This is a genomic window from Streptomyces sp. NPDC008137, from assembly GCF_042957035.1.
Classification (GTDB): domain Bacteria; phylum Actinomycetota; class Actinomycetes; order Streptomycetales; family Streptomycetaceae; genus Streptomyces.
In genome coordinates, this window is record NZ_JBIBHN010000006.1 from 268958 (window position 1) to 288843 (window position 19886).

Below are 19886 nucleotides of genomic sequence, written 5' to 3' on the forward strand. Positions count from 1 at the left end.
CCCCAGGCCGGCCCGGGGTTCGTTGAGCATCCAGTCCAATCCAGGGGCGGCGTGCCCCCCATGCCGTAACTCGAGGCGGCGCGGTCACTTCAGGGGTACTGGCGGTCAGGCCACCGAGTTCAGCAGGTCGGCCAGCACGTCGGGGCGCTCAAGGGCGATGAAGTGGCCTGCCTCGGGGACCTGTGTGAAGTCGGCGGCCGGAAGCAGTTGCTTGTCGGCCTCCCGGTCCGAGGCGCGGGACCAGTCCTTTTCGCCGTAGACGAGGTGGATGGGCGCCTTGATCTCGGGGTAGCGCGAGCGGGCCGCGATGAGGCTGGGCAGGGCCTGGTACACGGCCCGGGCGACGGTCGGGTAGCCGGGGCGCGCGCCCACCTGGAGGAGCTCGTCCACGTAGTCCTCCCGCAGCGCGCTCTTGTCGCCGAGGCCGCTCTGAAGGATCTTGCGCAGGGCGGGCCTGGGCTCGACCCCGGCGATCACGGGGCCCACGCCGGGCGCGAGGACGCCGCCGACCACCACACGGGCGAGAAGGCTCGACCTGGCGATGCCGCCGCGGAAGTCGTAGGTGTTCACCGCGACAACGCGCCGCACCCGCTCCGGGAGATCGGCCGCGGCGGTCAGGGCGAGCACCGCCCCCATGGACTCCCCGGCCAACGTCACGTCATGGAGGTCGAGTTCGGTCAGCAGCCGCTCGACGCCCGCACGCATCGCGGGCTCGTCGTAGGACGCTCCGGGCACGATCTCGGAGTAGCCCATCCCCGGCAGGTCGAGGGCGTACACCGTGTACCGGCCCGCGATCAGCGGGATGAGGTGGCGGAAGTGCTCGGCCTGGGTGCGCACGGTGTGCAGCAGGACCAGGGGGGCACCGGTCCCCGCCTTGAGGTAGCGCAGCGTTCCCTCGCGGCCGTCGGATCCCGCGCGCGGGGCGAGCGTATGAGTGGTGGTCCCCGGAATGTGGATCGTGGGACGTGACTCCTGGCTGGACATCTCGCCGGCTCCTTGCGGGTGAGGGGGTTACCAAACGGCCATGACTCTCTCCGGAGAATGAGGAACCGATCGGTTTCCACCAAGGTAAACCGATCGGTTTCAGCGCGCAAGCCCGGCAGGATGCGCACCGCCGCCGGCACGTCCCCCAGGGCCGCGAGCGCCACGCCGACACCGGTCATCGAAGCGCCACCCGGCCCCTACCGCCCCCTCGCGGCACCCACCCGTAAACCGATCGGTTTCCAACGGGTCGGAATCGAGTTAACCTCGGGATATGACCACCGAAGCAACGCCGAGCTCCCGAGAGCGACTGCTGGAGGCAGCGGCGACACTCACCTACCGAGACGGCGTCAACATCGGCGTCGACGCCCTGTGCAAAGCGGCAGGGGTGTCCAAGCGCTCCATGTACAAGCTGTTCGAGAGCAAGGGCGAACTGCTGGCGGCAAGCCTGGAGGAACGCGCCTCCGCCTATGTGACGGCGCTCCTTCCCGCGGCGGACGACGACCGCCCGCCCCGCGAGCGGATCCTGCACGTCTTCGAACAGGCGGAGGCGCAGGCGGGTGCACCCGACTTCCAGGGCTGCCGGTACCTCGTCGTGCAGATCGAGCTCAAGGACCCGAGCCACCCCGCGAGCCGGGTGGCCCATCGGGTCAAGGAGAACCTGACAGCCTTCTTCCGCGCCGAGGCCGAACAGGGCGGGGCGAGCGACCCGGATCTGCTGGCCCGCCAGCTGATCCTGGTCTTCGACGGCGCCAGCGCCCGTGCGGGAATCAAAGCCGACACGCAGGCCGGGCTCATCACCCCCACCGTGACCGCCCTCCTCGATGCGGCGGACATGCGCTGACGCATCGGCATCGCGGGACGAGCGGCTGCGGCCGGACGACGCGCTTGACGAGAAGCCGCGGCGGGCGATGCGCCCGGCGAGTCACACGCCCCCCCCAGCGACCGTTCGCCCCCCATGGAGCCCCACGCCCGTCGCAGGCCGAGGGTCAGCAGCCCGGCCCGACTCGCGGACCGGGCCGCGATCGGCCGACGATCGATCGCCGACGCCCGCGAGGAATCTGATCGACAGCCCGAAGGAGAGGCTCACCGCTGGGACTTGCGCGCGAAAACCGATCGGTTTACGGTGGTGAAACTGATCGGTTTCTCGCCCGTGGTGGCGAGCCTCGCACCCGCACCCCCAGGAGCACGGATGACTGCCGCGCGCGACACCCAGGGGGGACCCACCCATCCCCCGCTTCCGGCGAAGCTGGCGGCCCACCCGTCGGTACAGGCCGTACTCGCCCGGCGCGGGACCGGCGCCTCGGGTCGCCCGCCCGCGGTGATCGACGCGGCCTGGCTGCGCGAGCTGTGCCTGGCGGCCGGTGCGGACGACGCGGCCGCGGTCAGCCTGGACCACCCCGACCTGGCCGGTGAGCGCGAGTACGCGCAGTCGGCGCTGCCCGGCACCCGGACCCTGATCGCGATGGCGGTCCGGATGAACCGCGACAACTGCCGCTCCCCCGCCCGCAGCGTGGCCAACCAGGAGTTCCACCAGGCCGACGAACAGGCCAACCAAGCCGCCCGCAGCGTCACCCGGTCACTCCAGGACGCCGGCTACCGCGCCCTCAATCCCTCCGTCGGGTTCCCCCAGGAGATGGACCACTTTCCCAGCGAGCGGATCTGGGTGGTGGCGCACAAGACGGTCGCGGTGGCCGCCGGGCTCGGCGTGATGGGTCTGCACCGCAACGTCATCCATCCGAGGTTCGGCAGCTTCATCCTGCTGGTCACCGTCCTGGTGGACGCCGAGGTGAGCGAGTACGGGCAGGCACTGGACTACAACCCGTGCATCGACTGCAAGTTGTGCGTCGCCGCCTGCCCGGTCGGCGCCATCGCCAAGGACGGCGCCTTCGACGCGCTGGCCTGCACCACCCACAACTACCGCGAGTTCATGAGCGGGTTCACCGACTGGGCGCAGACCGTGGCCGACAGCGAGGACGCCGCCGACTACCGCTCCCGGGTCACCGACTCCGAGAGCGCCTCCATGTGGCAGAGCCTGAGCTCGCCCCCCGGCTACAAGTCCGGCTACTGCCTCGCCGTCTGCCCCGCCGGCGAGGACGTCCTGGGCCCGTACCTGGACGACCGCAAGTCGTTCATGGACACCGTGCTGCGGCCGCTCCAGGACAAGAAGGAAACCCTGTACGTCCTGCCGGGCTCCCACGCGCAGGAGTACGCCCAGCGCCGGTTCCCCCACAAGCCCGCCAAGGAAGTCACCGGCGGCTGGCAGCCCCCGACGAGGCGTTCCGCGTCCACCGACCGGGAGACACGCACGTCGTGAGTGGCAGTCGCCCCCTCTACGACCGCAAGGGGCTCCCCCAGGCCGTCACCGAGCGCCCACCGGAAGCACCCGGAAACCGATTGGTTTCCACCTCGTCCGCTCCGGGTTAACCTCACGTCATGAGCACCGGAGTGAAACCGAGCCCCAGGGAGCGCCTGCTGGAGGCGGCGGCCACGCTCACCTACCGGGAGGGCGTCAGTATCGGAGTCGAGGCGCTGTGCAAGGCGGCGGGGGTGTCGAAGCGCTCCATGTATCAGCTGTTCGAGAGCAAGGACGAGCTCCTGGCAGTGAGCCTGAAGGAGCGCGCCTCCGCCCACGTGGCAACTCTCCTGCCGGCGGCGGACGACGACCGGTCGCCCCGCGAGCGGATCCTGCACGTTTTCGAGCAGGTGGAATCGCAGGCAGGGGCGCCCGAGTTCCGGGGCTGCCGGTATCTGGCGGTGCAGGTCGAGCTCAAGGACCAGAGTCACCCGGCGAGCCGCGTGGCTCACCAGGTCAAGGCGAATCTGACGGCCTTCTTCCGCGCCGAGGCCGAGCAGGGCGGGGCGGGCGATCCCGATCTTCTGGCCCGTCAGCTCAGCCTGGTCTTCGACGGCGCGAGCGCCCGCGCGGGAATTCAGGCCGACAACCTGACCGGGCTCGTCGCCCCCACCGTGACCACCTTGCTCGACGCGGCAGGCTTGCGCTGACGCCTCCCCGTTCGGCTTGCGGTCTTCTCGGCATCAGCATCAGCGACAGGGCACGGCTCGCAGCGACAACGGGCGATTCCCTCCCTGGCCGAACTCGCCGTCCACCGCGTCGGTTCCACGCCCGCGCAACGGCTGTCTCTCGGGCCATCCGTTGCTGCAGCCCGGACGCTATCTGTTGCCTCACGAGACGTAAATCTGTTCTTGTCAGAGTAGACATTGAGTTCTGGAGCGGTTAGTCTTTTTCTCGTTGACACCGGTCAAGCGAAGCCCGGCAGACACGAACTGGCGGGTTGCAGTTCAGCGTTACCGAGCAGTACCGCAAGAACCAGTTCACCAAGTTCGGAGAAAGGACGGAGGAGCAGACGCCATCAGGATCGCCCGGTCCGCGAAGCAATCGCCCCGGGTACCGCAGGACCCCGGATTGGAAGGTGGTCTCCGGTCACGCACCGCGATCCCCGCACCCCCCTTCTGCAGGGCTGGTAGCGGAAACAGAAGGTCGGCACAGCATGAGGGCCGACAGATGGTGTTGAATTTCCTTCGGGGCCCTGGTGCCGTACGGCACCAGGGCCCCTCGACGCGTTGCACAACGAGGTGACATGACAGCAGACATCCCCCTCAATGATCGTCTGGGCGACGACGACTACCCCGCGTACACGATGGGGCGGGCCGCCGAGATGCTCGGCACCACCCCGGCCTTCCTCCGGGCCATCGGTGAGGCCCGGCTGATCACGCCCCTGCGCTCGGAGGGCGGACACCGCCGGTACTCCCGCTACCAACTCCGGATCGCGGCGCGCGCCCGCGAGCTCGTCGACAGGGGCACTCCGATCGACGCCGCTTGCCGCATCGTCATCCTCGAGGACCAGCTCGAGGAAGCCCAGCGCATCAACGCCGAGTACCGCCGCCGGGCCGGGCATGAAGCGCTCGACGCTCCCGTTCCCGGTGCCAGCTGATCACGTGGAATCGTGCCGGTCGGCTCGAACGCGTAGTAGGCCCGATCGACCATGAGCCCCGCACGGAAAGCAGGTCGTGCGCCGTGAGTAACGTATCCACCCAAGTCAGCAGGGTGTGGAGGCGCAGCAGGCCGGCGTAGCGGTCGGGCGTGGTCGGGGCCGGTCCCCGCTCCCTCATCCAACGCAAGGCGTACTTGTCGAAGTTGACCGCGCCGGCGTCCCGGTCCCGCCAGTGGGCTGGAGAAGCGCACGCCGGCCCCGCTCTTCCCGTTCTCGGTCTCGGATGAGTACGGCTCGGCGGCCAGGGCCGCACCGAGCTTCTCCGGCTCGTCCATCGGCCCGGAAAGCGTGCCCTCGACCCGCCGGGCAGCACCAGTGATGAGCCGAGGACCGGCCCATGAGCCTAAGAAGCAGCCGTCACCGGGGCATCCGGTTCCGACGGCGGCCGAAGGTCAGCCGCCCTGGGCAGGCTCAGCACCATCGTGAGGCCGCCGCCCGGGGTGTCCTCGGCGTGCAGGGTGCCGCCGATGGCCTCGGCGAAGCCGCGGGCGACCGCCAGACCCAGCCCGACACCGGCGCCGCGCGGGGCGTCGCCGTAGCGCTGGAAGGGTTCGAAGATGCCGTCCTTGGCCTCGTCGGGGACGCCGGGGCCGCGGTCCACGACCCGTACACCCGGCGGCGAGCAGCTCCTCCACGTCCTGCCAGCGCTTGTCGTTGCGGGAGCCGGGGACGTTGGTGTGGGCGAGTTCGTCCACCAGCGCCACCTCGGGGCGGCGGGTGAGGACCGCGTCCACGTCCATCTCCGTGAAGACGGTGCCCGGGTACTCCAGCTCCCTGCGCTCGACCTGCTCCAGGCCGTGCAGCATCACCTCGGTGCGCGGCCGGTGGTGGTGCTCGACGCAGGCGACCACGCAGTCGGTGCCCCGCTCCACGCGGCGGTGCGCCTCGGAGAGCATGGCGTAGGTCTTGCCGACGCCGGCGGCCGCGCCGAGGTAGATCCGGAGCTTGCCGCGTGCCATGGTCATCCTTCGAAGCGGTAGCCCATGCCGGGCTCGGTGATGAGATGGCGGGGGTGGGCGGGATCCGCTTCCAGTTTGCGCCGCAGCTGGGCCATGTAGACCCGCAGGTAGTTGGTCTTGCTGCTCTGGGAGACGCCCCAGACCTCCTGGAGCAGCTGCTTCTGCGTGACCAGTCGCCCGGGGCTGGTGACCAGGATCTCCAGCAGGTGCCACTCGGTGGGCGTGAGGCGTACGTCCTGGCCGGCCTTGGTCACCTTCTTGGCCAGCAGGTCGATGGTGAACCCGGCCGTCTCGACGAGTGTGGTCCCCGGTCCGGGCGCGACCTCCTCGGTGCGGCGGACGGCGGCCCGCAGTCTGGCGAGGAGTTCGTTCATGCTGAACGGCTTGGTGATGTAGTCGTCGGCGCCGACGTCGAGGGCGGCGACCTTCTCCTCGGACGCCTGGCGGGCGGAGAGCACGAGGATGGGAACCCGGGACCAGCCGCGCAGGGCCTTGATGACGTCGACGCCGTCCATGTCGGGCAGCCCCAGGTCGAGCAGGACCACGTCGGGCTGCCGCGCGGCGGCGAGCCGGAGCGCGGTGGCACCGTCCGGGGCCGCGTCGATCCCGTACCGGCGTGCCTGGAGATTGATGACGAGGGCCCGTACGAGCTGCGGATCGTCCTCCACCACCAGCACCCGTGTCATGGGTGATGCCCTTCCTGTCGTACGAGCGGGAGCCGGCGGAACGGGCAGCTTCCCGGACCGCCGGCTCCCCTGTGGAGTGGGTAACGCCATCAGCTCTTGGCCAGGAGGCCCTTGAGCGCGACGTTGAGCTCCAGGACGTTCACCCGGGGCTCGCCCATGAAGCCGAGGGTGCGGCCCTCGGTGTGCTCGTCGACCAGCTTCCGCACCTGCGCGACGGACAGGCCGTTCTTCTCGGCGACCCGGTGGACCTGGAGGTCCGCGTACTGCGGGGAGATGTCCGGGTCGAGTCCGGAGGCGGAGGAGGTGACGGCGTCGGCGGGGACCTGGGCCGGATCGACCTTGTAGTCCGCGGTGGAGTTCTCCTTGACGACCTTGGCCTTGGCCTCCTTCACCCACTTGATCAGCTCGGGGTTGTCGGCGGAACGGTTGGTGGCGCCGGACAGGATCAGCTTGTACTGGGTGTTGACCGAGTTCTCCCCCAGGCCGTTGGCCGGGCGCGGCTGGAAGTAGTCCTGGCTGTATCCCTGTTGGCCGATCAGGGACGAGCCGACGACCTTGCCCGTGTCGTCCTTGATCTCGGAGCCGTTCGCCTTGTCGCCGAACAGGCCCTGGGCGATGCCCGTGACGACCAGCGGGTAGATCACGCCGGTGACCAGGGTCAGCACGAGGAGGGCGCGCAGGCCCGCCCCGAGCAACCGGGCGGTATTGGTTACCGAGTTGTTCATGGCCTTCACCCGATCCCGGGGACGAGAGAGATGAGCAGGTCGATGAGCTTGATCCCGATGAACGGCGCGATCAGCCCGCCGATGCCGTAGATCGTGAGGTTGCGGCGCAGCAGCTTGTCCGCGCTGACGGGCCGGTACTGCACGCCCTTCAGCGACAGCGGCACCAGCGCGATGATGATCAGCGCGTTGAAGATCACGGCCGACAGGATCGCGGAGTCCGGTGAGGACAGGCCCATGATGTTGAGCTTGTCGAGGCCCGGGTAGACCGCCGCGAACAGCGCGGGGATGATCGCGAAGTACTTCGCGACGTCGTTGGCGATGGAGAACGTCGTCAACGCGCCCCGGGTGATGAGGAGTTGCTTGCCGATCTCGACGATCTCGATGAGCTTGGTCGGGTTGGAGTCGAGGTCGACCATGTTGCCGGCCTCCTTGGCGGCCGACGTGCCCGTGTTCATCGCCACGCCGACGTCCGCCTGCGCGAGGGCCGGGGCGTCGTTGGTGCCGTCGCCGGTCATCGCGACCAGCTTGCCGCCCGCCTGCTCGCGCTTGATGAGGGCCATCTTGTCCTCGGGGGTGGCCTCGGCGAGGAAGTCGTCGACGCCGGCCTCCTCGGCGATCGCCTTCGCCGTCAGCGGGTTGTCGCCCGTGATCATGACCGTTTTGATGCCCATGCGACGCAGCTCCTCGAACCGCTCCCGCATGCCGTCCTTGACGACGTCCTTGAGGTGGATGACGCCCAGGACCCGGGCACCGCCGGAGTCCTCCACGGCGACCAGCAGCGGCGTCCCGCCGGCCTCGGAGATCTGGTTGGCGATCCCGTCGGCGTCCGCGGCGACCTCGCCGCCGCGCTCCTGGACCCAGGCGATGACGGAACCGGCCGCGCCCTTGCGGACCTTGCGGCCGTCGACGTCCACGCCCGACATACGGGTCTGGGCGGTGAACTCGATCCACTCGGCGTCCACGAGTTCGCCCTGGTGGCGCTCGCGCAGGCCGTACTTCTCCTTCGCGAGGACGACGATGGAACGCCCCTCGGGCGTCTCGTCGGCCAGCGACGACAGCTGGGCCGCGTCGGCGAGTTCGGCCTCGGTGACACCGCCGGCCGGCACGAACTCGGCGGCCTGGCGGTTGCCGAGGGTGATGGTGCCGGTCTTGTCGAGCAGCAGTGTGGAGACGTCACCGGCGGCCTCGACCGCGCGGCCGGACATCGCCAGCACGTTGCGCTGGACCAGCCGGTCCATGCCCGCGATGCCGATCGCGGACAGGAGCGCGCCGATGGTGGTCGGGATGAGGCACACCAGCAACGCCACCAGCACGACCATCGCCAGGTGGGTGCCCGCGTAGTCGGCGAACGGCGGCAGCGTGGCGCAGGCCAGCAGGAACACGATCGTCAGCGAGGCGAGCAGGATGTTCAGCGCGATCTCGTTGGGCGTCTTCTGCCGTGCCGCGCCCTCGACCAGGTTGATCATCCGGTCGATGAAGGTCTCGCCCGGCTTCGTCGTGATCCTGATGACGATCCGGTCGGACAGCACCTTCGTACCGCCGGTGACCGCCGAACGGTCGCCGCCGGACTCGCGGATGACCGGAGCGGACTCGCCGGTGATGGCCGACTCGTCGACCGACGCGACGCCTTCGACCACATCGCCGTCACCCGGGATGATGTCGTTGGCCTCGCAGACCACCAGGTCACCGATCTTCAGCTCCGTGCCGGGCACCTGCTCCTCGCGCTCGCCCACGAGCCGGCGGGCCAGCGTGTCGGTCTTCGCCTTCCGGAGGGTGTCGGCCTGGGCCTTGCCCCGGCCCTCGGCGACCGCCTCCGCCAGGTTGGCGAAGACCACGGTCAGCCACAGCCAGGCGCTGATCGTCCAGCCGAACCAGTCGCCCGGGTCCTTCAGCGAGAAGAGCGTGGTCAGCACCGAGCCGACGAGGACCACGAACATCACGGGCGACTTGACCATCACTCGCGGGTCGAGCTTGCGGAAGGCGTCGGGCAGCGACTTGACCAGTTGTTTCGGGTCGAAGAGGCCTGCCCCGACACGGCCCTCGGGGGCCTTGTGCCCGGGGGGCGCGTCCTGGTGGGGCGCGAGAGTGGGAGTGGACATGGGGTCCTGCTTCTCTACGTCGGTGGTCATGACGCCAGCCCCTCGGCCAGCGGACCCAGCGCGAGCGCCGGGAAGTACGTCAGACCGGTGATGATCAGGATCGCGCCCACCAGCAGACCGGTGAAGAGCGGCTTCTCGGTGCGCAACGTGCCCGCCGTGACCGGCACCGGCTTCTGCTCGGCGAGCGAACCGGCCAGGGCCAGCACGAACACCATCGGCACGAACCGGCCGAGCAGCATCGCGATGCCGAGCGTGCTGTTGAACCACTGCGTGTCCGCGTTCAGTCCGGCGAACGCCGAGCCGTTGTTGTTGGAGGCGGACGTGTAGGCGTACAGGATCTCGGAGAAGCCGTGCGCGCCGGTGTTGGTCATCGAGTTCGCGGGTGTCGGCAGGGCCATCGCCGCCGCCGTGAACACCAGGACGAGGGCCGGGGTGACGAGGATGTAGCAGGCGGCCAGCTTGATCTCGCGGGTGCCGATCTTCTTGCCCAGGTACTCGGGTGTCCGGCCGACCATCAGGCCGGCGATGAACACCGCGATGACCGCCATGATCAGCATGCCGTACAGGCCGGAGCCGACACCGCCGGGCGCGATCTCGCCCAGCATCATGCCGAGCATGGTGATGCCGCCGCCGAGTCCGGTGAAGGAGGAGTGGAAGGAGTCCACCGCGCCGGTCGAGGTGAGCGTGGTCGACACCGCGAAGATCGAGGAGGCGCCGACGCCGAAGCGGACCTCCTTGCCCTCGTACGCCCCGCCCGCGGCCTGGAGCGCCGGGCCGTGGTGGGCGAACTCGGTCCACATCATCAGGGCGACGAAGCCCAGCCAGATGGTGCCCATCGTGGCGAGGATGGCGTACCCCTGCTTCACCGAACCGACCATGACGCCGAAGGTGCGGGTCAGCGCGAACGGGATGACCAGGATCAGGAAGATCTCGAAGAGGTTCGAGAAGGGGGTGGGGTTCTCGAAGGGGTGGGCGGAGTTGGCGTTGAGGTAGCCGCCACCGTTGGTGCCGATCTCCTTGATGGCCTCCTGCGAGGCGACCGCGCCGCCGTTCCACTGCTGCTGCCCGCCCATGAACTGACCGACCTCGTGGATGCCGGAGAAGTTCTGGATCACGCCGCAGGCCACCAGCACGACCGCCGCGACCGCCGCCAGCGGCACCAGGATCCGTACGACACCGCGCACCAGGTCCGACCAGAAGTTGCCCAGCTCACCGGTGCGGGAGCGCGCGAAGCCGCGCACGAGGGCGACCGCGACCGCGATGCCGACGGCGGCGGAGACGAAGTTCTGCACGGCCAGACCGGCGGTCTGCACGACATGGCCCATGGCCTGTTCGCCGTAGTACGACTGCCAGTTGGTGTTGGTCACGAAGGACACGGCCGTGTTGAACGCCTGGTCCGGGTCGATCGCGGAGAAGCCGAGCGAGCCGGGCAGCACACCTTGGAGCCGCTGCGACAGGTAGAGGAACAGCACACCGGCGACGGAGAAGGCGAGGACGCCCCGCAGATAGGCGGGCCAGCGCATCTCGGTGTCGGGGTTGGCACCGATGCCCTTGTAGATCCACTTCTCGACCCGCCAGTGCCTGTCGGAGGAGTAGACCCTGGCCATGTAGTTGCCGAGGGGGACGTAGGCCAGCGCCAGCGCCGCTATGAGGGCCAGCAGCTGGAGCACGCCGGCGAGTACGGGACCCATGACGTGTCTCAGAACCTCTCCGGGAAGATCAGGGCGAGGACGAGATAGCCCAGCAGGGCGACGGCCACGACCAGGCCGACGACGTTCTCGGCAGTCACAGCTTCGTCACCCCCTTGGCGACGAGAGCCACCAGCGCGAAACCCGCGATCGTGACGACGACGAAGGCCAGATCGGCCATCGCGAACTCCTGGAGTGAGGTTCGGGAAGTACGGACGATTCGAGGAAAGCGCGTCCGTGGCCGGATCCGGTCGCCCGTTGACGGCTCTCATACGGCGGCACCCACGGCTTTGACGGGACCTTGACGCCCCCCGGTCCTGACCGGGGGGTGGCGGCCCGTGGCCGTGCGGAGCGTCACCGTCACAGCAGGCGGAGCGTCACCGTCACAGCAGGCGGAGCGTCACCGTCACAGCAGGCGGAAGCGCAGCCGGCAGATCACCGCGTCCGTCTCCCTCCGTAGGGCATGGGCGACGACGGCACCGCGCTGGTTCTGCAGCAGCCGCTGCCACAGCCGCTCGGGTTCGGTCTCCGGGATCAGGACGGTGATCCGGGTGGCCGGTTCCGCCGCCACCTCACGGACGTACGCGACGATGGAGCGGCCCAGGCTGCGGCGCTCGCAGGCCAGCCCGACCAGCGGCACCCCGGGATCCCATTCCGCCCAGGACGGGCGGCGGGACGGTCATCGGCGCCGCCGTGGGGTCGTGACCCTCATCCGCCGTCGTGGTCGCCGGGGTGGTGCTGGGCGGGCGCGGCGATCTGCTCACCGACGCCCCATTGGAGAGCGTGGTGTTCTCGCTCATCGGCCTGGCGCTGCCGGGGCCGGCACGACGGTCGTCCTGTCGTACCACACCGCCAACCGCGATCCCGAGCGCTACACCGCCCCCCCCACGCGCTCGATCTCCGGCGGCAGGACGGCGGGCACCTGGCCTTCGGCCACGGCATCCACCTGTGCCTGGGCCAGCAGTTGGCCCGTATCGAAATGCGCATCGCGTTCTCCGCGCTGCTCAAGCGCTTCCCCACGCTGCGCCTGGCCGTACCGGCCGAAGAAGTCGGCCTGCGCCCGGAGACCGCGGACATCTACGGCGTGAAGAGCCTCCCTGTCACCTGGGACGCGTGACCGCGAACCGGTGTCGGTGTCGGGGAGCGCTCGCGTACGGTCGCTCCCCACCGGTGCGGCGCCGGCGATCTGGACGGCTCAGGCCGCGATCGTCAGGCCAGCCTCTATCCGCGATCCGAACCCGAGACGGCAGTGTCGCCCGGGTTCTCCTCGGGTTTCGTGTAGAGGACTTCGCGGGCCTGCTCCGCCGCGCGGAGGATGCTCTCGCTGATGAAGTCGCTGAAGCGGGCGATGTTTTCGAGGCGGGCGGCGGCCCGGGTGCCGGGGCCGAGAACACTGACGCCCTGCCGTGCGGTCTCGGCGACCTGGGCGACGCCGCGGGCGCTGGCGATCGTCGACTGGTACCAGACGTCGTCGTCGACGAAGTAGTGCTCGCGGCGTCGTTCGTCGCGCTCCCGGCGGATGAGGCCCTGGTCTTCGAGGAACGCGACCGCCTTGGACACGGACGCCGGGCTGACCTCCAGACGCCGGACGAGTTCGGCCGCGGTGAGGCTGCCCGCGTCGGTGATGAAGAGGCAGGTCAGCACCCGGGCTGTCATCTTCGGAACGCCCTGCCGCATGAAGAGGGTGGTGAACTCCTCCTCGTACTCGCGCACCGCCTCGTCGTCGCGCCCGTGGCCCCGCACCGGCGCCCCCTGCCCTCGGGGCTGGATGCGCTTGCGCCGGTGGGCACGGCGTTCGGTCGCGCGGTGAGCCAAGTCGGCACGGTAGGCGGTGGGGCCGCCGTTGCGCATCACCTCGCGCGTGATCGTCGAAGTGGGTCGGTCGAGACGTCTGGCGATCTCCGCGTAGGCAAGCCCGTCGGCCAGTCCTGAGGCGATCTGCTGACGTTCCTGCTGAGTGAGCCTGCCTCCCGGCACCCCGATCTCCCTTCACGCTGCACCTGACGCCGCCAGCGTAGCGTTCACCCGCACCCCAATGCAACATCAGCTCTCTTAGTGTTGCGTTAGACCTCATCCCATAGCAACGAAAACTGCACCCTGAACTGCATCAATGCAAAATAGATGCAATGACTTAGTTGCTCAATCTTCGAACGCAACGTAGCTTTTCCGTTGTCAGAAACGACGCAGCGAAGGAGAGCACGATGCAGAAGTTCGACACCCCCGCCCCCGTCTCCGCCGTCATCGACATCCCCGCGGGGCTCGTCCGGTTCATTGCCGCGGACCGGGCCGACACCACCGTCGAGGTCCTCCCCGCCGACGCCGCCAAGAGCCGCGACGTGCAGGCGGCCGAGCAGGCCACGGTCGTCTACGCCGACGGCGTCCTGCGGATCGACGCCCCGGCGGCGAAGAAGCAGTACTTCGGCCCGTCCGGATCCGTCGAGGTGACGGTGCAACTGCCCGCCGGCTCCCACATCGAGGCGAAGGCCGCCGCCGCCGGCGTCCGGGGCGTCGGGCGGCTCGGAAACGTCGTCGTCGAGGGCGCGTACGGCCCGGTCAAGCTCGACGAGGCCGCGCTGGTGCGCCTGACCGCCTCGGCCGGTGACATCACGGTCGGCCGCCTCACCGGGCCCGCGGAGATCAGCACCCAGCAGGGCGACATCAACATCACCGAGGCCACCTCCGGCCCGGTCGTGCTGCGCACCGAGATGGGCGACGTGACGGTCTGCGCCGCCCGCGGGGTCTCCGCCTCCTTGGACGCCGGAACCGGTTACGGCCGGATCCACAACGCGCTCCACAACGCCGACGGCGGCGCCGCCGCCCTGACCATCCACGCGACCACCGGCCACGGCGACATCACCGCCCGCAGCCTGTGAAGAAGGAGCCGACCATCATGACCAACCTGGCCATCGCGGCGTACGGGCTGCGCAAGTCCTACGGCGACAAGGTCGTGCTCGACGGCGTCGACCTCGCCGTCCCCGAAGGCACGATCTTCTCCCTGCTCGGTCCGAACGGCGCCGGCAAGACCACCGCCGTCAAGATCCTCTCCACCCTCATCACCGCCGACGCCGGCGAGCTGCACGTCGGTGGCCACGACCTGGCCACCGCCCCGCAGGCGGTACGGGCCGCGATCGGCGTCACCGGGCAGTTCTCCGCAGTCGACGGCCTGATCACCGGCGAGGAGAACATGCTCCTCATGGCCGACCTGCACCACCTGCCCAGAGGGGAGGGGCGGCGGGTGGCCGCCGAACTGCTGGAACGCTTCGACCTCACCGACGCCGCGAAGAAGCCCGCCTCCACCTACTCCGGCGGCATGAAACGCCGCCTCGACCTCGCCATGACCCTCGTCGGGAACCCGCGCATCATCTTCCTCGACGAACCCACCACCGGCCTCGACCCCCGCTCCCGCCACAACATGTGGGGCATCATCCGCCAGCTGGTCTCCGACGGGGCGACCGTCTTCCTCACCACCCAGTACCTGGAAGAGGCCGACGAACTCGCCGACCGCATCGCGGTGCTCAACAACGGCACGATCGCCGCCGAGGGCAGCGCCGAGGAACTCAAACGGCTCATCCCCGGCGGGCATGTGCGGCTGCGCTTCACCGACCCGGATGCCTACCGGTCGGCCGCCTCCGCCCTGCGCGAGGTCACCCTCCCCCACTCTCGGCTGCGCTCGAGCGGGGGGACCCCCATCGACGAGGCACTGGCACTGCAGATTCCGAGCGACGGCAGCCAGCGCGAGTTGCGCTCGATCCTCGACTGGCTCGACACGGCCGGTGTCGAGGCCGACGAGCTGACCGTGCACACCCCCGACCTCGACGATGTGTTCTTCGCCCTGACCAGCACCACCACCGCCCCCACCCACATCCCCGGCCAGCCCAAGGAGAACGCCCGATGAGCTCACTCACCCTCGCCGTGCGCGACTCGTCCACGATGCTGCGCCGCAACCTGCTCCACGCCCGCCGCTATCCCTCGATGACGCTGAACCTGCTGCTCACACCGATCATGCTGCTCCTGCTCTTCGTCTACATCTTCGGCGACGTCATGAGCGCGGGCATCGGCGGCAGCGGCGCCGACCGCTCCGACTACATCGCCTACATCGTCCCGGGCCTGCTGATGATGACCATCGGCAGCACCGTGATCGGCGCCGCCATCGCCGTCTCCATGGACATGACCGAAGGCCTCATCGCCCGCTTCCGGACGATGGCGATCCACCGGGGCTCCCTGCTCATCGGGCACGTCGTCGGCAGCGTCCTGCAGGTCATGGCCAGCCTGGTCCTCGTCAGTGCCGTCGCCGTCGCGATGGGTTTCCGCTCCACCGACGCCACACTCCTGGAATGGATCGCGGCGGTGGGCCTGCTCGCCCTGTTCTCCCTCGCCCTCACCTGGATCGCCGTCGGCATGGGCATGGCCAGCCCGAACCCCGAAGCGGCCAGCAACATGGCCATGCCGCTGATCCTGCTCCCGCTCATCTCCAGCGCCTTCATCCCCGCCGACACCATGCCCGGCTGGTTCCAGCCCATCGCCGAGTACCAGCCCTTCACCCCCGCCATCGAAACCCTGCGCGGCCTGCTCCTCGGCACCGAGATCGGCAACAACGGCTGGATCGCCGTCGCCTGGTGCGTCGGCCTGAGCGCGCTCGGCCACCGCTGGTCCACGGCACAGTTCAACCGCGACCCGAAGTAGCGGCGACCGCCATGACGGCGCGGGCCGCATCCCGCAACTCGTACCGCTCCAGGGCGGCGTACTCCGACACCGCGTCGGCGTAGGCCGCCCTGTTCGTGTTCAGGAGCGCCGACAATTCAAGAACTCCTGAATCCAGGATTCTGTGTACCGTTAGGGCTCATGCTGAGCATCGCCTCCGACATCGACGCCCTCGCACGTTTCGGCCGTGCGCTCGCCGACCCGATCCGCTGCCGCATCCTGCTCGCCCTCCGCGAGGCACCAGCGCACCCGGCCGACCTGGCCGACCGGCTGGAGATCTCCCGCACCCGGTTGTCGAACCACCTCGCCTGCCTGCGCGACTGCGGCATCGTCGTCGCCGTCCCGGAAGGCCGGCGCATGCGCTACGAACTGGCCGACGCCCGCCTCGGCCACGCCCTGGACGACCTGCGCGGCGCGGTCCTCGCCGTCGAGGCCGACCGGACGTGCGCAGCGGCCGACGAGAAGGGATGCCGCTGATGGCGACCTCGATATCCCTGAGCCCCACGGCGAGCAGGCGCACCCAACTGGCCCGTCGCATACGCCTGCTGGTCGCCGCCACGATCACCTACAACGTCATCGAGGCGATCGTCGCCATCACCGCCGGCACCATGGCCTCGTCCACCGCCCTGATCGGCTTCGGCCTGGACTCGGTGATCGAGGTCTCCTCAGCGGCGGCCGTAGCCTGGCAGTTCTCCGCCTCCGATCACGCCGTGCGCGAGGCCCGCGAGAAGACAGCCCTGCGCGTCATCGCGCTCTCCTTCTTCGCCCTGGCCGCGTATGTCACCGTCGACTCCGTCCGCGCCCTGATGGGCTCGGGCGAGGCCGAGCACTCCACGCCCGGCATCGTGCTGGCCGCCCTCTCCCTGGCGATCATGCCGTTCCTGTCCGCCGCCCAGCGCCGCGCCGGACGCGAACTCGGCTCCGCCTCAGCGGTCGCCGATTCCAAGCAGACCCTGCTGTGCACCTACCTCTCGGCGGTCCTCCTCGTCGGTCTGCTCGCCAACTCCCTGTTCGGCTGGAGCTGGGCCGACCCGATCGCAGCCCTGGTGATCGCCGCCGTCGCGGTCAAGGAAGGACGTGAGGCATGGCGCGGTGACAACTGCTGCGCAGTGCCCATGGGAACGACGACGGACAAGGCAGCGAGCCAAAACGACTGCGGCTGCGCCCCGGGTTGCGCCTGCTGCGCCCCTGCCGAGGAGGCGGACGCCCGATGACCGGCTGGGCGCCTGAACGGCTTCCGGCTGCTCTCCGGAGGCTTGCCGGTCCGCTCGCCGTCCCCGGAATCGCCGCCACGCTGATCGCGTAGCGAGCGATGCGTCGCTTCGCCGTCAGAGGCCTGGGTGCTCACAGCGGTTCGGCGGTCTTGCGAGGGTCGTCGGCCGTGATCCGCTCGATGACGCGCCTGGCCTGTTCCTCGGCCGGAACGTCACGGGTGACGGGGAGGTCGTAGGTGAAGCCGGGGCCCTGGGGCGACGTGTCCCGGCGACGCCTGAAGTAGACCTCCACCCCTTCGGGCTCCTCGCGCCTCGGCTCCACCTGGTCCACGACGCAGTCCCAGCGCTCGAACCAGCCGCCGCGCACGAGTTCCTGGGTCACGAACCGGGCGACGGTGTCCACGGGCTCTTCCCATCCGGTGTCCGCGACGGCACGCGTCAGTTCCGCGTCGTACTGAGCGGCATCGAAGTGAACATCCGCGGGGACGGGTACCCGGATGTCGTTCGTGTTCTGCCACGACGACCACACCACCCTGCCGCCCCGGCGGTGGACCGTGACGAAGACGCCTCCGCAGCAGCCCGTGTAGCAGTCGTTGTTGGACAGCTCGACGCGGCGCGGTGCCTCCAGCGCCGCCAACGGCCACTCCTCAGCCGGCCCGAACCACTCTCTGCGGGAGCAGCTCGACACCCCGCCGGGATGGATCTCCGCCAGCACCTCGCGGCCGTCGATCAAGGGGCGCACCTCTGCCCACTGATCGATCGCGAGAGGGTGCGGAATCACATGCCGCAGAGCAAGTGTGCTGATCCGGGTGGGGGTGTTCATGCCATGAATCCTCGCCGACACCGGGTGTGCGCGGGTAGCGCTTATCCGTGCGGCCGGGCTCCGCTCCTTGCCTTCCCCGTGCCCGGCCTCAGCCGGTGCCCGCCCGTCGTTCGCTCACTCGGTGTGCTCCGGAGGGGCCGTGCTCAGGGGCCCGCCCTGGGTGTCCTCGGCTGCGGGCGGCAGGCAGAAGCAGGCGGTGACGGACTTTCCGTAGGGGCAGCGGCGGGCCTCCCAGTCGTCGGCGAGGGCCTCGACCAGGAACATGCCGCGACCGCCGAGGCGGTCGCGGCTGGGTTCGCGGGGTGTGGGCAGGGCGGCGTCGTCGTCGTGCACGGTGGTGTGCAGGCACTGGCCGTCCCAGGTCATCACGAGCCGGGCGGTGGAATGGGCGTGTATGTGTGCGTTGGTCACCAGCTCGGAGATGGCCAGCAGGACATCGTCCATCGTCCGTGAGGAACCGCGGGACCATTCGAGGGTCTCCAGATGCTCGCGCGCCCAGTCGCGTGCCGCCTTGGGGCCGCTGCTCATCGGGATCGAGCGGGCCCAGCCCACTGCCCGTACCGACGCTCGGTCCACCGCGGCTCCTCCTTGGCCGGGATCGTACCCCCGCCGCGCGTGCGACCGGGTCACGCTGAAGCTCAAGCTTGGGTGAGCAGGCCTTCGCGCAGGCGGGCCAGCAGGCGCGAGACCAGGCGCGAGACGTGCATCTGGGAGCAGCCGAGGCGTTCGCCGATCTCCTTCTGGGTGAGTTCCTCGACGAAGCGCCAGTGAAGGATCTGCCGGTCGCGTTCGTCGAGTTCGGCGATCATCGGGGCCAGGGCGTGGAAGTCCTCGACCAGTTCGAGGGCGGTGTCCTCGGTTCCGATGAAGTCGGCCAGGACCGTCTCGCCTTCGTGGCTTGTGCTGATGGCCGCGTCCAGGGAGGAGGAGTTGTAGCCGTTGGACGCCAGACGGGCCTCGGTGACCTCCTCTTCCGGCAGGCACATCAGCTCGGCCAGTTCCCTGGTGGTCGGCGTGCGGCCCAGCCTGCTGCCGAGTTCCTCGGTGGCGCGGGTCAGCTGGGCACGCGCCTCCTGCAGACGCCGGGGCACGTGCACGGCCCAGGAGGTGTCGCGGAAGAACCGCTTGATCTCTCCGACGATGTACGGCACCGCGAAGGAGGTGAACTCGACCTCGCGGGTCAGCTCGAACCGGTCGATGGCCTTGATCAGGCCGATCATGCCGACCTGGACGATGTCCTCCATCTCGCCCGGGCCGCGGCTGCGGAACCGGCCGGCCGCGTAGCGGACGAGGGACATGTTCATCTCGATCAGCGTGTTGCGCGCGTACTGGTACTCGGGTGTCCCCTCCTCCAGTACGGCGAGCTGCTCGAAGAACAGCTTCGACAGCTCACGTGCGTCCTGGGGCGCCACCTTCGAGGGGTCCGCTATGTCCGGCAGGCCCGTGGTGGTCTCAGCGACGGCGACAGCGTGCACGGTTGTCGTCATGATTGTTCTCCCAGTCGGCCGACCCCTGCGGTTGTCGGCCCCGGGCCGACGAAGCGGCGTCTACCCCGTTCCGCGCCGAGCACACACAGGGCTTCGAGAAAAAAGCCCGCGCGCGGCCGCTGTTCAGGTATCCGAGGCGGCTTCCGCGCCATCGGCCCGTTCGGCGGCCGGGGTCGTCAGGTGCTCGTAGGTGCCGGTGAGGTGGAGCAGACGCCGCAACACCGGGCCGGTGTCGTCGAGATGGAACTGGATGCCGTGCTCGTGGGCGGTGCGGTGGATCTGCAACAGGACCGTGAGCCCCATGGAGTCGACCATGCCGAGTTCCCGGCACTCCAGCCGGAGGTGCCGCACCTCGTGATGCGCGCGCAGGGCCTGGAGCACCTGGTCGAGGACGTCGTCTGCGACCTCGTAGTCCAGATCACCGGCGAGGGCCACACGCAGTTCGTGCGGACCGGTGGCGGGCAGAATCCGGACGGTCTCGGTCTGGGGGGAGGAAGGCACGGGCGT

General features: G+C 69.5%; 22 protein-coding genes and 3 pseudogenes. 10 read left to right on the forward strand and 15 right to left on the reverse strand.

Annotated features, from left to right (window positions below; translation table 11 throughout):
- Positions 1-105: 105 nt before the first annotated feature.
- Positions 106-984, reverse strand: coding sequence for an alpha/beta fold hydrolase (locus ACFZBT_RS12910; RefSeq protein ID WP_391102041.1), 879 nt, complete (start codon positions 982-984; stop codon positions 106-108).
- A gap of 271 nt (positions 985-1255) precedes the next feature.
- Here ACFZBT_RS12910 and ACFZBT_RS12915 point away from each other — a divergent pair, with 271 nt between their 5' ends.
- From ACFZBT_RS12915 to ACFZBT_RS12930, 4 genes are all read left to right on the forward strand, one after another.
- On the forward strand, positions 1256-1825 hold the full coding sequence (locus ACFZBT_RS12915; RefSeq protein WP_391102043.1) for a TetR family transcriptional regulator: 570 nt from the start codon (positions 1256-1258) through the stop codon (positions 1823-1825).
- A 348-nt stretch (positions 1826-2173) separates the two neighbouring features.
- Positions 2174-3298, forward strand: coding sequence for a 4Fe-4S binding protein (locus ACFZBT_RS12920; RefSeq protein ID WP_391102045.1), 1125 nt, complete (start codon positions 2174-2176; stop codon positions 3296-3298).
- A gap of 119 nt (positions 3299-3417) precedes the next feature.
- Positions 3418-3987, forward strand: a complete 570-nt coding sequence (locus ACFZBT_RS12925) for a TetR family transcriptional regulator (protein ID WP_391102047.1) — start codon at positions 3418-3420, stop codon at positions 3985-3987.
- Positions 3988-4583: 596 nt separating this feature from the next.
- Positions 4584-4937 carry a MerR family transcriptional regulator gene (locus ACFZBT_RS12930; RefSeq protein ID WP_391102049.1) on the forward strand — a complete coding sequence of 118 codons (354 nt, stop codon included), beginning with the start codon at positions 4584-4586 and terminating at the stop codon, positions 4935-4937.
- Positions 4938-5340: 403 nt separating this feature from the next.
- Here the strand turns inward: ACFZBT_RS12930 and ACFZBT_RS12935 are convergent, their stop codons facing one another.
- From ACFZBT_RS12935 to ACFZBT_RS12970, 8 genes and pseudogenes are all read right to left on the reverse strand, one after another.
- Complete coding sequence (locus ACFZBT_RS12935; protein ID WP_391102052.1) at positions 5341-5598, reverse strand: ATP-binding protein; 258 nt, start codon at positions 5596-5598, stop codon at positions 5341-5343.
- A gap of 10 nt (positions 5599-5608) precedes the next feature.
- Positions 5609-5956: pseudogene (locus tag ACFZBT_RS12940) on the reverse strand (histidine kinase); the annotation flags it as partial.
- Between the two features lie 2 nt (positions 5957-5958).
- A complete protein-coding gene (locus ACFZBT_RS12945) occupies positions 5959-6642 on the reverse strand; it encodes a response regulator (protein ID WP_391102055.1) in 684 nt (227 codons plus the stop codon).
- 89 nt (positions 6643-6731) lie between these two features.
- A complete protein-coding gene (locus ACFZBT_RS12950) occupies positions 6732-7367 on the reverse strand; it encodes a potassium-transporting ATPase subunit C (protein WP_391102058.1) in 636 nt (211 codons plus the stop codon).
- Between the two features lie 5 nt (positions 7368-7372).
- Positions 7373-9496 carry a potassium-transporting ATPase subunit KdpB gene (gene kdpB / locus ACFZBT_RS12955; RefSeq protein ID WP_391102061.1) on the reverse strand — a complete coding sequence of 708 codons (2124 nt, stop codon included), beginning with the start codon at positions 9494-9496 and terminating at the stop codon, positions 7373-7375.
- Positions 9493-11157 (reverse strand): potassium-transporting ATPase subunit KdpA, encoded by a 1665-nt coding sequence (kdpA, locus tag ACFZBT_RS12960; RefSeq protein ID WP_391102064.1) that lies wholly within the window; start codon positions 11155-11157, stop codon positions 9493-9495. Before kdpA ends, kdpB begins: the two co-directional genes overlap by 4 nt.
- An 8-nt stretch (positions 11158-11165) precedes the next feature.
- Positions 11166-11255: a K(+)-transporting ATPase subunit F gene (gene kdpF, locus ACFZBT_RS12965; RefSeq protein ID WP_009326374.1), complete on the reverse strand. Its 90-nt coding sequence runs from the start codon at positions 11253-11255 to the stop codon at positions 11166-11168.
- Positions 11256-11560: 305 nt separating this feature from the next.
- Positions 11561-11818: pseudogene (locus ACFZBT_RS12970) on the reverse strand (amino acid permease); the annotation flags it as partial.
- 154 nt (positions 11819-11972) lie between these two features.
- Here ACFZBT_RS12970 and ACFZBT_RS12975 point away from each other — a divergent pair.
- Positions 11973-12271, forward strand: a pseudogene (locus ACFZBT_RS12975) (cytochrome P450); the annotation flags it as partial.
- A gap of 104 nt (positions 12272-12375) precedes the next feature.
- On the opposite strand, the gene ACFZBT_RS12980 reads toward ACFZBT_RS12975, so the two are convergent.
- Positions 12376-13131: a helix-turn-helix domain-containing protein gene (locus tag ACFZBT_RS12980; protein ID WP_391102068.1), complete on the reverse strand. Its 756-nt coding sequence runs from the start codon at positions 13129-13131 to the stop codon at positions 12376-12378.
- A 224-nt stretch (positions 13132-13355) separates the two neighbouring features.
- Between ACFZBT_RS12980 and ACFZBT_RS12985 the strand changes: the two genes are divergently transcribed.
- From ACFZBT_RS12985 to ACFZBT_RS12995, 3 genes are read left to right on the forward strand one after another with little or no spacing between them, the layout of a single operon-like run.
- Entirely contained in the window at positions 13356-14027 is a 672-nt protein-coding gene (locus tag ACFZBT_RS12985; RefSeq protein ID WP_391102070.1) for a DUF4097 family beta strand repeat-containing protein, read from the forward strand.
- A 17-nt stretch (positions 14028-14044) separates the two neighbouring features.
- Positions 14045-15049, forward strand: a complete 1005-nt coding sequence (locus ACFZBT_RS12990; protein WP_391102072.1) for an ATP-binding cassette domain-containing protein — start codon at positions 14045-14047, stop codon at positions 15047-15049.
- Positions 15046-15837: an ABC transporter permease gene (locus ACFZBT_RS12995; RefSeq protein ID WP_391102074.1), complete on the forward strand. Its 792-nt coding sequence runs from the start codon at positions 15046-15048 to the stop codon at positions 15835-15837. The genes ACFZBT_RS12990 and ACFZBT_RS12995 overlap by 4 nt, the downstream gene beginning before the upstream one ends.
- On the opposite strand, the gene ACFZBT_RS13000 is transcribed toward ACFZBT_RS12995, so the two are convergent.
- A complete protein-coding gene (locus ACFZBT_RS13000; protein ID WP_391102077.1) occupies positions 15818-15952 on the reverse strand; it encodes a hypothetical protein in 135 nt (44 codons plus the stop codon). The genes ACFZBT_RS12995 and ACFZBT_RS13000 overlap by 20 nt on opposite strands.
- 44 nt (positions 15953-15996) lie before the next feature.
- On the opposite strand from ACFZBT_RS13000, the gene ACFZBT_RS13005 reads away from it, so the two are divergent.
- Positions 15997-16332: a metalloregulator ArsR/SmtB family transcription factor gene (locus tag ACFZBT_RS13005; RefSeq protein ID WP_391102080.1), complete on the forward strand. Its 336-nt coding sequence runs from the start codon at positions 15997-15999 to the stop codon at positions 16330-16332.
- Positions 16332-17069 carry a cation transporter gene (locus tag ACFZBT_RS13010; protein ID WP_391102082.1) on the forward strand — a complete coding sequence of 246 codons (738 nt, stop codon included), beginning with the start codon at positions 16332-16334 and terminating at the stop codon, positions 17067-17069. Before ACFZBT_RS13005 ends, ACFZBT_RS13010 begins: the two co-directional genes overlap by 1 nt.
- 130 nt (positions 17070-17199) lie before the next feature.
- Here the strand turns inward: ACFZBT_RS13010 and ACFZBT_RS13015 are convergent, their stop codons facing one another.
- The 4 genes from ACFZBT_RS13015 to ACFZBT_RS13030 all read right to left on the reverse strand — a co-directional run bounded on the left by ACFZBT_RS13015 (position 17200) and on the right by ACFZBT_RS13030 (position 19880).
- Positions 17200-17892 (reverse strand): hypothetical protein, encoded by a 693-nt coding sequence (locus ACFZBT_RS13015; protein WP_391102084.1) that lies wholly within the window; start codon positions 17890-17892, stop codon positions 17200-17202.
- Positions 17893-18006: 114 nt separating this feature from the next.
- Positions 18007-18468: an ATP-binding protein gene (locus ACFZBT_RS13020; RefSeq protein ID WP_391102086.1), complete on the reverse strand. Its 462-nt coding sequence runs from the start codon at positions 18466-18468 to the stop codon at positions 18007-18009.
- A 62-nt stretch (positions 18469-18530) separates the two neighbouring features.
- On the reverse strand, positions 18531-19379 hold the full coding sequence (locus tag ACFZBT_RS13025) for a SigB/SigF/SigG family RNA polymerase sigma factor (RefSeq protein ID WP_391102088.1): 849 nt from the start codon (positions 19377-19379) through the stop codon (positions 18531-18533).
- A 123-nt stretch (positions 19380-19502) separates the two neighbouring features.
- On the reverse strand, positions 19503-19880 hold the full coding sequence (locus ACFZBT_RS13030) for an STAS domain-containing protein (protein ID WP_391102091.1): 378 nt from the start codon (positions 19878-19880) through the stop codon (positions 19503-19505).
- Positions 19881-19886: the final 6 nt, after the last annotated feature.